The organism is Streptomyces sp. NPDC060209 (assembly GCF_042728155.1).
Taxonomy (GTDB): domain Bacteria; phylum Actinomycetota; class Actinomycetes; order Streptomycetales; family Streptomycetaceae; genus Streptomyces.
In genome coordinates this window covers 1-13404 of record NZ_JBHWZS010000236.1, presented here as the reverse complement: position 1 = coordinate 13404, position 13404 = coordinate 1, and the positions used below count along the sequence as shown (strand labels likewise).

At 71.8% G+C, this 13404-nt stretch carries 15 protein-coding genes; 9 read left to right on the top strand and 6 right to left on the bottom strand.

The features are described 5' to 3' along the window. On the bottom strand, positions 1 to 993 hold a 993-nt coding region (locus tag ACFWFI_RS32195), incomplete at its 3' end, for a LysR family transcriptional regulator (RefSeq protein WP_387397074.1). A 113-nt stretch (positions 994 to 1106) separates the two neighbouring features. Between ACFWFI_RS32195 and ACFWFI_RS32190 the strand changes: the two genes are divergently transcribed. Both ACFWFI_RS32190 and ACFWFI_RS32185 read left to right on the top strand, forming a co-directional pair. Next, positions 1107 to 2003, top strand: coding sequence for an NAD(P)H-binding protein (locus ACFWFI_RS32190; RefSeq protein WP_387397073.1), 897 nt, complete (start codon positions 1107 to 1109; stop codon positions 2001 to 2003). Positions 2004 to 2125: 122 nt separating this feature from the next. Continuing rightward, entirely contained in the window at positions 2126 to 2491 is a 366-nt protein-coding gene (locus ACFWFI_RS32185; protein WP_387397071.1) for a darcynin family protein, read from the top strand. 67 nt (positions 2492 to 2558) lie between these two features. Here ACFWFI_RS32185 and ACFWFI_RS32180 read toward each other — a convergent pair whose 3' ends face one another. Next, complete coding sequence (locus ACFWFI_RS32180) at positions 2559 to 3329, bottom strand: aminoacyl-tRNA hydrolase (RefSeq protein ID WP_387397069.1); 771 nt, start codon at positions 3327 to 3329, stop codon at positions 2559 to 2561. A gap of 73 nt (positions 3330 to 3402) precedes the next feature. On the opposite strand from ACFWFI_RS32180, the gene ACFWFI_RS32175 reads away from it, so the two are divergent. From ACFWFI_RS32175 to ACFWFI_RS32165, 3 genes are read left to right on the top strand one after another with little or no spacing between them, the layout of a single operon-like run. Then, positions 3403 to 4080, top strand: a complete 678-nt coding sequence (locus ACFWFI_RS32175) for an AIM24 family protein (RefSeq protein ID WP_387397066.1) — start codon at positions 3403 to 3405, stop codon at positions 4078 to 4080. A gap of 11 nt (positions 4081 to 4091) precedes the next feature. Beyond that, positions 4092 to 5729 carry an ATP-binding cassette domain-containing protein gene (locus ACFWFI_RS32170; RefSeq protein ID WP_387397063.1) on the top strand — a complete coding sequence of 546 codons (1638 nt, stop codon included), beginning with the start codon at positions 4092 to 4094 and terminating at the stop codon, positions 5727 to 5729. A 14-nt stretch (positions 5730 to 5743) separates the two neighbouring features. Continuing rightward, positions 5744 to 5923 (top strand): hypothetical protein, encoded by a 180-nt coding sequence (locus ACFWFI_RS32165; RefSeq protein ID WP_387397061.1) that lies wholly within the window; start codon positions 5744 to 5746, stop codon positions 5921 to 5923. Positions 5924 to 5941: 18 nt separating this feature from the next. Here ACFWFI_RS32165 and ACFWFI_RS32160 read toward each other — a convergent pair whose 3' ends face one another. From ACFWFI_RS32160 to zapE, 4 genes are all read right to left on the bottom strand, one after another. Continuing rightward, the gene (locus ACFWFI_RS32160; protein ID WP_387397076.1) at positions 5942 to 6808 is read right to left on the bottom strand and encodes a polysaccharide deacetylase family protein; all 867 of its coding nucleotides are present in this window, start codon (positions 6806 to 6808) and stop codon (positions 5942 to 5944) included. 116 nt (positions 6809 to 6924) lie between these two features. Continuing rightward, positions 6925 to 8301, bottom strand: coding sequence for an alkaline phosphatase PhoX (locus ACFWFI_RS32155; RefSeq protein ID WP_387397059.1), 1377 nt, complete (start codon positions 8299 to 8301; stop codon positions 6925 to 6927). Positions 8302 to 8435: 134 nt separating this feature from the next. Further along, complete coding sequence (locus tag ACFWFI_RS32150; protein ID WP_015579261.1) at positions 8436 to 8861, bottom strand: OsmC family protein; 426 nt, start codon at positions 8859 to 8861, stop codon at positions 8436 to 8438. An 82-nt stretch (positions 8862 to 8943) separates the two neighbouring features. Next, complete coding sequence (zapE, locus tag ACFWFI_RS32145; RefSeq protein ID WP_387397057.1) at positions 8944 to 10035, bottom strand: cell division protein ZapE; 1092 nt, start codon at positions 10033 to 10035, stop codon at positions 8944 to 8946. A 59-nt stretch (positions 10036 to 10094) separates the two neighbouring features. Between zapE and ACFWFI_RS32140 the strand changes: the two genes are divergently transcribed. The 4 genes from ACFWFI_RS32140 to msrB all read left to right on the top strand — a co-directional run bounded on the left by ACFWFI_RS32140 (position 10095) and on the right by msrB (position 13338). Beyond that, complete coding sequence (locus tag ACFWFI_RS32140) at positions 10095 to 10868, top strand: pyrimidine reductase family protein (RefSeq protein WP_387397054.1); 774 nt, start codon at positions 10095 to 10097, stop codon at positions 10866 to 10868. Positions 10869 to 11027: 159 nt separating this feature from the next. Next, on the top strand, positions 11028 to 11480 hold the full coding sequence (locus ACFWFI_RS32135; RefSeq protein ID WP_327113235.1) for an indole-3-glycerol phosphate synthase: 453 nt from the start codon (positions 11028 to 11030) through the stop codon (positions 11478 to 11480). 45 nt (positions 11481 to 11525) lie between these two features. After that, entirely contained in the window at positions 11526 to 12920 is a 1395-nt protein-coding gene (gene murC / locus ACFWFI_RS32130; RefSeq protein WP_387397050.1) for a UDP-N-acetylmuramate--L-alanine ligase, read from the top strand. Between the two features lie 10 nt (positions 12921 to 12930). After that, positions 12931 to 13338 (top strand): peptide-methionine (R)-S-oxide reductase MsrB, encoded by a 408-nt coding sequence (gene msrB, locus ACFWFI_RS32125; protein WP_387397047.1) that lies wholly within the window; start codon positions 12931 to 12933, stop codon positions 13336 to 13338. Positions 13339 to 13404 lie beyond the last annotated feature (66 nt).

Genomic DNA, 13404 nt, shown 5'->3' with positions numbered 1-13404 from the left:
GTCTGGGCGAGTCGGCTCATGGCTACTTCTCCTGCGACTTGAGAGAGGGGCGGCCGGGCTCCCGGGTGCCCGAAGGGTCCGGCGGACGGCGTCGCGGAGCCAGTGGTGGCCTCCGTCGGCTGCGTGCCGCGGGTGCCATGCCATGCCGATGGTCAGTGGCGGCAGGGGCAGGGGGATGTCGAGCAGGCACAGGCCGAGCGTGGTGGCGGCGTCGCTGAGGGGGGAGGGAGCGCCGCCCGGGGCTGCGGTGGGGACGAGGCAGACCACGTCGCTGCGGGCCGCGAGGGTCATCGCGGCCATGTGGCCGGGGAGGACGACAACGACCCGGCGGTGGAGGTTCCGCTCGGCCAGGGCGGTGTCCAGGGGGCCGGTGAACCGGCCGCGGCGGCTGACCACGACGTGTTCGGCGGCGGCGAGCCGTTCCGGGGTCAGGTTCCCCTCCGTGAGGGGGTGGCCGGGCCGGACGGCCGCCGCCATCCGGACGGTGGCCAGTTCCTCGACCTGGGTCTCGGGGTCGACGTGATCGATGGATCCGATCTCCAGGTCGATCCGCCCGTCGCGGAGGGCCGGCCCGGCTTCCAGGTCCTCCGCCCGGAACCGCAGCGAAACCCCTGGCGCCTCCTGCCGGGCCAGCCGCAGGAGCCCGGGAGCGAGCGCCGCGCCGACCAGGTCGGCGGCCTGGAGGGTGAACGTGCCGCGCAGGGCCGCGGGGTCGACGCCGGCGCCGGGCGTGAGCAGCGTTCCGAGGCGGTGCACCACGGCTGCGGCCTCATCGCGCAGGGCCTGGGCGCGGGGAGTGGGGACCATGATCTGGCCGGCCCGGACCAGAAGAGGGTCCTGGAGGACCCGCCGGAGGCGGGCGAGCGTGCGGCTCATGGCGGCGGGGGACGTGTGCAGGCGGGCGGCGGCGCGGGTGACGCTCTGCTCGGCCAGCAGGGCGTCCAACGCGACGGCGAGATTGGCGTCGATGACAGGCTCTGGAGTGCTGCTCATGGGCATGATTCCATTTCAGGCAATGATCCCGTGCTGAAGTTCCCATTGTGGCAACACCAGGGGTCTCCGCAGGATGAGGGACGTACCGATCCGGCACGACCCATGAGGTTCCAATGATCGTCATCACTGCTCCCACCGGGAACATCGGCCGCCACCTGCTGCCCCTGCTCCTGGAGTCCGCCCCCGCCCACGACGAGGCGCTGCGCGTGATCGTGCGCGACCCCGCCCGGCTCCCCGCCACGGTGCGCGAACGCGTCGAGGTGATCACCGGTTCGCACGGCGACGCCGACGTGGTCGACCGGGCCTTCGAGGGTGCGGACGCCGTGTTCTGGCTCGTCCCCCCGGACTCCTCCCTGACCCCGGAGGACGCCTACTGCGGCTTCACCCGCCCCGCCGCGAAGGCCCTCGCCGCCCACGGCGTCGGCCATGTCGTCGGCGTCTCCGCGCTCGGCCGCGGAACCCCGGTCGCCGACCGCGCGGGACTCGTCACCGCGACCCTCGCCATGGACGACCTCATCACCGGCACGGGCGTCGCGTACCGGGCCCTGGCCAACCCGTCCTTCTTCGAGAACATCCTGGAGGAGGCCGACTCGATCCGTGAGAAGGGCGTCTTCACCGACACCGTCGCCGCCGACCGCAGGTCCCCCCTCGTCGCCGTCGCCGACATCGCGGCCGCCGCCGCCGGCCTGCTGCTGGAGCGGTCGTGGAGCGGCAGCGACAGCGTCCCGGTCCTCGGGCCGCAGGACCTGTCCCCCGACGACCTGGCCCGCATCATGACCGAGCAGCTCGGCCGCCCGGTCCGCTACGAGCGCCAACCGCTCGAAGAGCTGTACGCCGGCCTTGTCGGCTACGGCCTCGACGAGGCGTTCGCCCAGGGCGTCGTCGACATGAAGCGGGCCAAGGACGAGGGTCTCGACGCAGGCATCGCCCGCACTCCGGGCACCGCCTCTCCCACCACCTTCGAACAGTGGTGCGCACAGACCCTCAAGCCCGCCGTCCTCTCCCGATGACGGACCGCCAAAGACGCATCACCCCGTCACGGGGACACAAGCCGCCCACCCCACCAAAACCATCCGCCACTCCGGAGGCGACCGCCATGACCAATGACATGACCACTGACATGACCACTGACATGACCACTGAGAAGACCGCACCGCCGGTCACCGCGTTCATGCTCATCAAGACGATGCCCGAGTGGCTCGCCATGACCCCCCAGGAGCGGGTGAACGCCTTCGCCACCCAGGTCGTCCCCGCGATCAAGGCCAGGACCACCGGCGTCCGGTCACGCTTCTACGACACGGAGTTCTACTCCACCCGCGTCACCGACGTCTGGGTCTGGGAGGCCGACGACCACGAGGCCTACCAGCTCCTCATCGACGCGCTGCGCGAAACCCCGTTCTGGGACCGCTACTTCGAGATCGTCGACCTTCTCGTCGGCACCGAGAACGGATACGCCCGTACCTACGGCTTCGATCCCCTCGCCACCATCACGACCTGACACACCGACCCGCGATGCCGCGGTCCTCCGGCCCCGAGGGCGGCGGAGGACCGCGGCGCGAGGCGGATCAGCGGCGCAGGCCGGGGTGGTCGGCGACGACCGTGCAGGATCCCGGGGCGATCTCGGTGAATCCGGCGTCCCGCACCACCGGCAGCCCGCTCGCGGTGAGTTCGCGCCAGCGGCCGGGGTCCGGGGTGGCGACGGAGAGCGGGAACCCGGCCTCGCGCCACGCCTTGCGCTCCGTGTCCGAGAGCTCCCACCAGGCGAGCTGCGCGCCGTGCCCGGCCTGCGCCATCGCCTTGCCCGCCGACATGCCGACGTCCGGATTCATCCAGAGCACGGGGCCCGCCGGATCGGGCGCGGCCGGGGCCTCGGGGTCGTCCAGGTCCGTGCCCGACACCTGGAGCTTGGACAGCTCCTTGGGCCAGCCGTCCAGGGGCACCGGCGGGAACACCCGGACCTCGGCGTGCTCGCCCGTGACCGTGATCCCGGGCAGCGTGGACGCCTTGCGCCACTCCGCGCCGCGTGCCCGCCGCACCACCTTGCGGATCCGGGCGTCCTGCCAGTCGCGCACGGCCCGTGCCCACTCGCCCTCGCCCTCGCTGCCGACCTCGTCCTCGCCGAGCGAGCGGACGTCGGAGAGGATCGTGAGCACCGCGCGGGCGGCGGTCACCAGGGCGTCGTTGCGTGCCGGGGGATCGGTCTTCTCGAGGTGCACCACCAGCGGCAGAACGAACTGCGGGGCGTCGTCGCGGGCCGTCGGCTCCGTACGGAACGGACTGTCGGCGGAGGCCTCCGGTGCTGCGGGAAGGGGCTCAGGAATGCTGTCGCTGCTCACGCCCCCAGTCTGCCAGGCCGCTCCGACAACCCGTTCTTGGCGGAACTGAAGGCTCCGGGTGAGGATGCACGGCATGAAGAGCGACCTCTTTTCCAGCGAGCACATGGCGCAGCCGGCCACCGCCCCCGGCATGACCCTGCAGAACGCCAAATCCATCAAGTACGCCGTCAACGGCGAGATGCACGCGCGCCAGGGCTCGATGATCGCCTTCCGGGGCAATCTCCAGTTCGAACGCAAGGGCCAGGGCATCGGCGGCATGCTCAAGCGCGCGGTGACCGGCGAGGGTCTGGCCCTGATGGCGGTCACAGGTCAGGGTGAGGCGTGGTTCGCCCACGAGGCGGCCAACTGCTTCATCGTGGAGATGGAGCAGGGCGACGTCCTGACCATCAACGGCCGCAACGTCCTCTGTTTCGACGCGAGCCTGTCCTACGAGATAAAGACCGTGAAGGGCGCCGGGATGACCGGTGGCGGCCTCTTCAACAGCGTCTTCAGCGGATTCGGCAAGCTCGGCCTGATCTGCGACGGCCAACCCATAGTGATCCCCGTCACCGCGCAGCAGCCGGTGTACGTCGACACGGACGCGGTCGTCGGCTGGAGCGCGCAGCTCTCCACCTCGCTGCACCGCTCGCAGAGCTTCGGCTCGATGGTGCGCGGCGGGTCCGGCGAGGCGGTCCAGCTGATGCTCCAGGGCGAGGGGTTCGTGATCGTACGTCCCAGCGAGCTCAAGCCGGAGAAGGCGTCGTCCAGTTGATCCTGCGAGGTGTGGGCCGGCGGTACGGCCTACGCGGCCCGTGGGTGCTGCGCGGGCTCGATCTCGACCTGCCCGCGCACACCCTGGTCCGGATCGAGGGTGCCAACGGCGTGGGCAAGTCGACCCTGCTGCGGCTGCTCGCCGGCATCGAGGCGCCGACCGAGGGGCGCGTCACGGGCCGGCCGCGCACGGCGTACGTCCCCGAGCGCTTCCCCGCGGCGCTGCCCTTCACCGCCGCCGGTTACCTCGTCCACATGGGCCGCGTCCATGGACTCCCGACCGCCGGGGCCGCCGCACGGGCCCAGGAGTGGCTGACGAGGTTCGGGGCTGACAGGCACGCCCGGACACCCCTCGCGGAGCTCTCCAAGGGCACCAGCCAGAAGGTCGCCGTCGCCCAGGCGCTCCTCGCCGAGCCGGACCTCCTCGTCCTGGACGAGGCATGGACCGGACTGGACACCGCGGCCCGCGACGAGCTGGACCGGGCCGTCGCCGAGCGGGTCGCCGACGGTGCCACGGTGGTGTTCGTCGACCACGACCCGAGGCGGCTCGCCGGGGCGGCCGACGTCACCTACCGGCTGCACGACCGGACCCTCACCGAGGCGACGGATCCATCCGCCGATCCCGGCCCGCGCGTCCGGATCGAGGCGACAGGCGTGGCGTCCGCCGCCCTCCCGCCAGGGCTGCCGGGCGCGCCGGCGGTGGAGCGGGACACCGGGAACCCGGCCGCGATCCGGCTCACGACCACCGCGGCGTACTCGGATCCCCTGCTCAGCGCCCTGATCACGGCCCGTCCGCCGTGGCACATCACCGGGCTCTCACGGCTTCCGGCGCCGGTCCCGGCCACCGCACCCGGCACCCCGGACGGGACGGCCGTGGACCTGTTGCCCGGCCCGGCCCCCGACCCCGGACCGGGAGGTACCGCCCCAGCGCCGGACACGGTGCCCCGTCCGGCCCGCACGACCGGTCGGCCGCTCCGTGGCACGACAGCCCTGATGCGCTATCAGACCGCGCTGCTGGCACGCTCGCAGCGCTGGCTCGCGCCCCTCCTCCTGTACGTGGCCGTCCTGGGCATCGGCATCCGGGCGGGCCAGCCCCTGCTCGACTCGCTCGGTTACGCCGCCGCGGTGCTGCTCCCCACAGCCGCCTGGCTCGTGCGGCTCTGCGTCACCCAGGAGCCGCACGCCGCCCGGAACGTCGCCGCCTCCGCCGTCGGACCGTCGAGCGCCCACCGCGCCTCGCTGCTCGCGGGCCTTGGCTGCGCACTCGCCCTGGGCTGCGCGGGGGCCGGGGCCGTGCTGCTGATCAGCGAACCGGTCAACACGGACCACACCGTCGCCGTACCGCTCCTGCCCGCGGCGCTCGCCGGACTGCTCGCGGCGGTGTGCTGTGCCCTGCTGGGAGCGGCGGTCGGGGCGCTCTGCGCCCGGCCGGTCCTGCACCGCCACGGCTGGTCGCTCGCCGCGACCGTGCTCGGCGCGCTGCTCGTCCTCGTGACCGACGGCTCACCCGCGAAGGCCGCGGTGACGGGCCTGGTCTCCGGCTCGCTGACGGGCACGGTGCGGGTGCCGTTCCTGCCCCTGGCCGGAGCCGTCGTCGTCGCCGTCGCGGCGGGAGCCCTCACGTCCCGGATCGCCGCTCTGCGCGAGTGAGTACGCTCGTGGGCATGGACGATGCGTACTGCGAGACGCCCGCGCCGGCCCCCGCACCCGAGGACGCGGGTCCGCCGTACGCCGAGTGCGTGCTGTGCCGGAAGCCGACCGAATACCCGGAGTCGACGAAGGGCAGCACGCTCTGCCCGGTCTGCGCCTGGCAGGAGGCGGGACGCACCGCCTGTTCCGGCTGACGCGCGGGCGGGGTGTGTTCAGTCGCGCATCAGCTCGGAGACCTTGACGAACCGGTAGCCGCGCCCGCGCAGCTCCGGGACGATCCGGCGCAGGGCCTCGTCGGTGACGGGCGCCGCGCTGCGGGTGCAGTGCATGACGACCAGCGACCCCGGTTCCACCCCCGCCAGCACCTGCTCGGCCACCGCGTCCGCGTCCGTGGCGAAGGCGTCACCGCTGACCACGTCCCACTGGACCGCTGTCACCCCGGTCGGGGCCAGGGCCTTCAGCGACGCGTCGTCGTAGCAGCCGCCGGGGAAGCGGAAGTACGGCACGACATGGCGCGCACCCGTCTCCCGGATCGCGGTGAAGGCCCGTTCCACATCGCCCCGCATGTCTTCCTTCTCGACGGTCGGCAGCCCGTAGCAGGGGGAGGAGAAGGCGTAGTGGCTGAACGAGTGGTTGGCGATCTCGAACAGGGGATCGGTGCCGATCGAGCGGGCCTGGGCCGGATACTCCTGCGCCCACCTGCCGGTCATGAAGACCGTCGACGGGACCTTCAGCCGGCGGAGCGACGCGATCAGGGCGGGGTTGTCGAAGCGCTCGCCGGCAGCGGCACGCGGTCCTTGATCCGCCGTCATGTCCGCGTCGAAGGTGAGCGCCACGACCTTGTCGGCAGCGGCTGCCCCGTTCCGCGCGGCGGAGCCGTCGGCTCGTCGTTCGAAGACCGGCGTGAGACCGCCGGGGCCCGGAGCCTGTACGGGCGGACCGCTCTCCGGCGCCCGCGGGGACGTCGGCGTCGCCGAGGGTTCCTCGGAGGGCGTCGGACGTGCGGCGGTCCTGGCGCGGGTGGCCTCGGGGCTTCCGCAACCGGCGAGCACTCCACCCAGAACAGTCAGCACGATCATCGTACGAACAGATTTGATCACCGAGGGACGCTAGCTGATGGTTGATCGGATCATCCCTCGGCGCTCCGGCCGCCCGGTTGCCGGACGGCCGGATCACCCGTCTGCTCGTCCTGCGGTCAGCGCCAGGGGCCGGTCACCGCGAACGTCGTTCCCGGTGTGTAGCAGTTCACGAACATCGTCCCGCCGTCCGGCGAGAACGTGACGCCCGCGAACTCGCCCCACTCGGGTTCCTCGGCCGTCCCGATGTTCTGCCGCCCGCGTGCCATCGCGTAGACCTCGCCGCGCCGCGTCACGCCGAGCACGTGCTGAGCGCCGCCCCCGTCCTCGCAGACCATCAGCCCGCCCCCGGCGGCGAGGCAGATGTTGTCCGGGGACTCGCCCGGCAGCTGGATGTCGGTGTCCGGGCCGAAGACGATGACCAGGGTGAGCCGACGCCGCTTCGGTTCGTACCGCCACACCTGGCCGAAGTGGTCGGCGGCCGACCCCTCCGAGCTGTGCGCGAAGCTGGAGACGAAGTACACCGACGAACCGCCCCAGTAGCAGCCCTCCAGTTTCTGGGCGTGCGTGATGCCCTTCGGCCCGAAGTCCTGCAGCCGGATCGGCGTCTGTGCGGCCTGCGGGTCCGGTACGGGTACCCACTCGATCCGGTCGAAGGTCGCACCCGTCTCCTGGATCAGGGAGAGATCGGGTACCCCGGGTACCCGCATCGCCTCGAGCGCGCCGCCGGCCCGCAGGGAGCCCGTCCCGCCGAGCGGCTTCTCGGGGAGGAAGCGGTAGAAGAGCCCGAACGGCTTCTCGAACGCGTCCTCCGTCTCGTACACGATGCCGTTCCGCGGGTCGACCGCGATGGCCTCGTGCTGGAAGCGGCCCATCGCGGTCAGGGGAACCGCCCCGGTGCGGCGCGGATCGGCGCCGTCCACCTCGAAGATGAAGCCGTGGTCCTTCGTGTAGCCGTTGGTGCCGGCCTTGTCCTCGGTCTCCTCGCAGGTGAGCCAGGTGTTCCACGGGGTGGGGCCCCCCGCGCAGTTGACTGCCGTACCGGCGATGGCGACACGCTCGCCGCGTACGTTGCCGCGGCCGTCGAGTTCGAGCGACGTACAGCCGCCCTTGCCCATCGGGTCGTAGGTGAGGCCCTCGACCGTGGGGACACCGATCTTGCCGGTGACGCGGTTCTCGTGGTTGCGCACGAGATGGACCCGGCCGTTCCGGCCCGTGAAGGCGGCCATGCCGTCGTGGTTGCTCGGGACCTGGCCCTCGCCCGAGCGGAGCGGGTCGCCCTCCCGGGAGAGCACCCGGTAGCGGAAACCTTTCGGCAGATCGAGCAGGCCGTCGGGGTCCGGCACGAGAGGACCGTAGCCGCTGTGGCCCCGGGCGTCGGCGGTGCCGGAGAAGAGTTCGGTGAAGGCCCCGGTGAAAGCGACCGAGGCGGCGGTCGCGGCGCTGCCGGCCAGGACCTGTCGTCGTGTTGCGAGTCGTCGAGGTGCGGATGACATGAGGCAACTCCCTGTTGGCGGACAGGTGAAGTGACCCGCATGTGTGTACCACGCGTCGGTGGCGCACGGGAACCATGCGGGTCACGGTGCCCCATGTGTCCCCGGGGCTGACGACGCCCCAGGGACCGGTGGGATCAGGCCAGCGACGCGGTGAGCGTGATGGTGGTGCCCGTGAGCGCCTGGCTGACCGGGCAGTTCGCCTTGGCGTCCTCGGCGGCCTTCACGAAGCCCGCCTCGTCCAGACCCGGAACCTCGCCCTCCACCGTGAGGTGGATGCCGGTGATGCCGGTGCCGGGCTGGAAGGTGACCTCGGCCTGGGTGTTCAGCCGGGTCGGCGGGGTGCCCGCCGTGGCCAGGCCGTTGGACAGAGCCATCGAGAAGCAGCTGGAGTGCGCCGCCGCGATGAGCTCCTCGGGGCTGGTCTTGCCGTTCGCCTTCTCCGCGCGGGACGGCCAGGAGACGGGGTACTCCCCGATCCCGGAGGAGTCGAGGGTGACAACGCCCTTGCCCTCGAGCAGGTTGCCTTCCCAGACCGTGTGCGCCTGACGCGTGGTAGCCATGCTGGATCCCTTCAAAAGGTGTGCGCGGTCATACGGACGTACGCGGCACCTTCCGGCACCCGTACGCCCTTCGCCCCCGAACCTACTGCGCCACCAGTCCCTTTGCGTCACGCGCCAGTGCCGTCAGCCGCGAGATGGCCCGGAAGTACTTCTTCCGGTACCCGCCGTTCAGCATCTCGTCGCTGAACAGCCGGTCGAAGGGAAGACCGGAGGCGAGCACCGGGATCTCACGGTCGTACAGCCGGTCCGCGAGCACCACCAGGCGCAGTGCCGTCGACTGGTCGGGCACCGGCTGCACATCGGTGAGGCAGACCGCCGTGATCCCGTCCGTCAGCGCGCCGTACCGGCTCGGATGGACCCGGGCGAGATGGTCGAGCAGGGCCGGGAAATCGTCCAGGGACGCACCGGCGGTCGCGTACGCGGCCCTGGTGACCTGATCGTCGGAGTACGGCGGCGGCGCCTCGGGCAGTCCTCGGTGGCGGTAGTCCTCGCCGTCGATCCGCAGCGGCCGGAAGTGCGAGGACAGGCCCTGGATCTCGCGGAGGAAGTCCACGGCCGCGAAGCGGCCCTCTCCGAGCTTGCCGGGCAGCGTGTTCGACGTGGCGGCCAGCGCGACGCCCGCCTCGACGAGCCTGCTGAGCAGGGACGACACCAGGACGGTGTCGCCCGGGTCGTCCAGCTCGAATTCGTCGATGCAGAGCAGTCGGTGCCCGCCGAGGGTCTGCACGGTCTGCTGGAAGCCCAGCGCCCCGACCAGGTTCGTCAGCTCGACGAAGGTGCCGAAGGCCTTGAGCGAGGGCGCGGCCGGGGTCGCGTGCCAGAGAGAGGCCAGCAGGTGCGTCTTGCCGACGCCGTACCCGCCGTCGAGATAGACACCGCGGGGTCCGGCGGGCGCGGCGGGCTTCTTGCCGAACCACCTGCGCTTGGCCGATCCCGTGGCGTGTGCCCCGCCGAGCCCGGCCGCGAAGGAGCTGAGGACGCGGACCGCCTCGGTCTGGCTCGGCTGGTTCGGGTCGGGCACGTACGTATCGAAGCGCACCGAGTCGAAGCGCGGCGGCGGCACCATCTCCGCGACCAGCCGGTCGGCGGGGACGCGCGGTTCGAGGGCGCACAGGGACTGCGGGGCCGTTTCGGCTATGGGGCTCTGCCCCGGCACGGCTGTGGAGGACGACACAACTCTCCACCTTAAGGCCTCTCCCGGAAGGCCTTCGGCGCCATGCCAGACTGCGGAGCATGCGACGCCTGCTCCCCGTGACGGACCCGACCACCCCAGCCGATGCCGCCGCCGACCGCGAGTGGACACTCGATGAGCTGGCCGACGCCTACGCATATCCCGGCGACGGGCGTCCCCGGCTCCGCGCCAACATGGTCTCCACCCTGGACGGCGCCGCCCAGCACGACGGCCGCTCCCAGGGCATCTCGTGCCCCACCGACATGCGGATCTTCGGCACGCTGCGCGGCCTGGCCGACGCGGTCGTCGTCGGCGCCGAGACCGTGCGCCTGGAGGGTTACCGGCCCGCGCGGGCGCGTGACGCCTTCGCCGCCCGGCGCGAGGCGGCGGGGCAGGGGCCCGCCGCGGCCATCGCGGTCGTCAGCGCGAGCCTGGACCTGGACTTCTCGCTCCCGCTCTTCGTCTCGCCGCTGGTCCCGACCTTCGTGATCACCGGAGCGGCGGCGCCGTCGGACCGGGTCCACGCGGCCCGGGAGGCGGGGGCCGAGGTGCTGTTCGCCGGGGACGGCGCCGCTGTCGAGCCGGCCCGTGCGGTGGCGGAACTGGCCGCGCGCGGCCACACCCGGCTCCTCACCGAGGGCGGGCCGCGTCTGCTCGGTCAGTTCGTGGCGGCCGGGGTGCTGGACGAGCTCTGCCTGACCCTGTCCCCGCTGCTCACCGCCGGGGACGCGCAGCGCATCGCGGGCGGGCCCGCCATCCCTGTGCCGGAACGTTTCTCCCTCGTCTCGCTCCTGGAGGAGGCAGGATTCCTCTTCACTCGGTACGGGAAGATCTGACATATAGCGGAATTACCCGTTCCGGTTAGCTCCGGGTGGGCACACTTAGTCCTGCTACCCCCGTGCAATTGCGGGGAAGGATGGTTTCAGCAACAGCGGCCGTCCCCGCGGCCGACGAGATGAAGCGGAAGGGCGCCTGTCGTGTTCACAAGCGTTTTGATGATCGAGAAGCCCCTCACCCCCGAGGACGTGGAATTCGTCACCACCCTCCACGGTGAGGAGCGGATCTCGTTCGTCGTACTGATGCAGCCCCGCAGCGACCAGGCCGATGTGCTGCTGCGCGCTATCGACGACGTGGCGATCGGCGAACTCCGGGAAGCCGTCCGTGAAGGGGAGCAGCCGGAGGGCAAGGAGGCCAGGGAGCCCGCCGAGATGGCGCTGGAGTACTCACTCCGGGAGCTGCGGGAGGCGGGCTCGGAGGCCGTCGGACAGGTGGTCGAGGACCATCCCCTGGACAAGCTGAAGACCGTGGTCGACGACTCGGGGGCCGACGAGGTCATCGTGCTGACCGCGCCGCACTACGTCGAGGAGTTCTTCCACCGCGACTGGGCGTCCCGGGCCCGTCACAAGGTCGGCGTACCGGTGCTCAAGCTCTTCGCGCACAGCGAATAGGCTGGGGCGGACCGACCCCACGTCCACACCTCGGGAGAGACACGTATGGCACCCGGTATTCCTGCCGCTCTGGAACGGCCGCACTTCATCGGCATCGGCGGCGCCGGAATGTCGGGCATCGCGAAGATCCTCGCCCAGCGCGGCGCGAAGGTGGCGGGCAGCGACGCCAGGGAGTCCGCCACCGCCGACGCCCTGCGCGCGCTGGGGGCGACCGTCCACATCGGGCACGCCGCCGGGCACCTGGCCGACGACGCGACCTCGGTCGTCGTCTCCAGCGCCATCCGCGCCGACAACCCCGAGCGGGTCCGCGCCGCCGAGCTGGACATCCCCGTCGTGCACCGCTCCGACGCGCTGGCCTCCCTGATGGAGGGCCTGCGCTCCATCGCGGTCGCCGGTACGCACGGCAAGACCACCACCACCTCGATGCTCGCCGTCGCCCTGTCCGAGCTGGCCCTCGACCCCTCGTACGCCATCGGCGGCGACCTGGAGGGCCCCGGCACCAACGCCACGCACGGCGGCGGTGACATCTTCGTCGCCGAGGCCGACGAGAGCGACCGGAGCTTCCAGAAGTACGCCCCCGAGGTCGCGATCGTCCTCAACGTCGAGCTGGACCACCACGCGAACTACGCGTCGATGGACGAGATCTACGAGTCCTTCGAGACCTTCGTCGGCAAGGTCGTACCCGGCGGCACGCTGGTCATCGCCGCCGACCAGCCCGGCGCGGTCGAACTGACCCGGCGGGCCCGCGAGCTCTCCTCCCTCACCGTCGTCACCTACGGCGAGTCAGAGGACGCGGACGTCCGCGTGCACAAGGTCACCCCGCGCGGACTGACCAGCGAGGTCACGGTCGTCCTCAACGGGAAGTACCTCACCTTCACGGTGTCCGTGCCCGGCCGCCACTACGCGCACAACGCGGTCGCCGCGCTCGCCGCCGGTGTCGCGCTCGGCATCCCGGCGCACAACCTGGCCTCCGCGATCGGCAAGTACACCGGGGTCAAGCGCCGCCTCCAGCTCAAGGGCGAGGCGGCCGGCGTCCAGGTCATCGACTCGTACGCGCACCACCCCACGGAGATGACCGCCGACCTGGAGGCCATGCGGGGTGCGGCGACCGGTTCCCGCCTCCTGGTGGTCTTCCAGCCCCACCTCTTCTCCCGTACCCAGGAGCTCGGCACGGAGATGGGCCAGGCACTCGCCCTCGCCGACGCCTCGCTGGTCCTGGACATCTACCCGGCCAGGGAGGACCCGGTCCCGGGCGTCACGAGCGCACTGATCATCGACGCCGCGAAGGCCGCGGGCGCCGATGTCACGGCCGTCCACGACAAGGCGGCGGTACCCGCCGCCGTCGCGGGAATGGCGAAGCCCGGCGATCTGGTTCTCACCATGGGAGCGGGCGATGTCACCGACCTCGGCCCGCAGATCCTGGACCACCTGTCGAGCTGAGGGAGCCACCGTGTCGTACGACGTCGAGAAGCCGGACGAGCAATGGCGGGCGGAGCTGACGCCGGCCGAGTACGCGGTGCTGCGCAAGGCCGGCACCGAGCCCGCTTTCGTGGGTGAGTACACCGACACCAAGACGGCGGGCGTCTACTCCTGCCGTGCCTGCGGTGCGGAGCTGTTCCGCTCCGACACCAAATTCGAGTCGCACTGCGGCTGGCCGTCGTTCTTCGACCCGAAGGACACCGACGCGGTCGAGCTGCTCCAGGACAACACCCTCGGGATGGCGCGCACCGAGGTGCGCTGTGCCCGCTGCGGCTCGCACCTGGGGCACGTCTTCGAGGGCGAGGGCTATGCGACGCCCACGGACCAGCGTTACTGCATCAACTCGATCTCGCTGACGCTGGCGCCGGACGAGAGCTGAGCCGGCCGGCCCGGGCATGACGTCCGGGCAGCCACGACCCATCGGTGCCCCCGCCCCCTCGGCGTG

Bases quoted from the DNA above. Each gene is read 5' to 3' on its own strand.
- ACFWFI_RS32190 (WP_387397073.1), top strand. From the start codon at position 1,107: ATGATCGTCATCACTGCTCCCACCGGGAACATCGGCCGCCACCTGCTG.
- ACFWFI_RS32185 (WP_387397071.1), top strand. From the start codon at position 2,126: ATGACCACTGAGAAGACCGCACCGCCGGTCACCGCGTTCATGCTCATC.
- ACFWFI_RS32175 (WP_387397066.1), top strand. From the start codon at position 3,403: ATGAAGAGCGACCTCTTTTCCAGCGAGCACATGGCGCAGCCGGCCACC.
- ACFWFI_RS32165 (WP_387397061.1), top strand. From the start codon at position 5,744: ATGGACGATGCGTACTGCGAGACGCCCGCGCCGGCCCCCGCACCCGAG.
- ACFWFI_RS32160 (WP_387397076.1), bottom strand. From the start codon at position 6,808: ATGATCGTGCTGACTGTTCTGGGTGGAGTGCTCGCCGGTTGCGGAAGC.
- ACFWFI_RS32155 (WP_387397059.1), bottom strand. From the start codon at position 8,301: ATGTCATCCGCACCTCGACGACTCGCAACACGACGACAGGTCCTGGCC.
- ACFWFI_RS32150 (WP_015579261.1), bottom strand. From the start codon at position 8,861: ATGGCTACCACGCGTCAGGCGCACACGGTCTGGGAAGGCAACCTGCTC.
- ACFWFI_RS32140 (WP_387397054.1), top strand. From the start codon at position 10,095: ATGCGACGCCTGCTCCCCGTGACGGACCCGACCACCCCAGCCGATGCC.
- ACFWFI_RS32135 (WP_327113235.1), top strand. From the start codon at position 11,028: ATGATCGAGAAGCCCCTCACCCCCGAGGACGTGGAATTCGTCACCACC.
- murC (WP_387397050.1), top strand. From the start codon at position 11,526: ATGGCACCCGGTATTCCTGCCGCTCTGGAACGGCCGCACTTCATCGGC.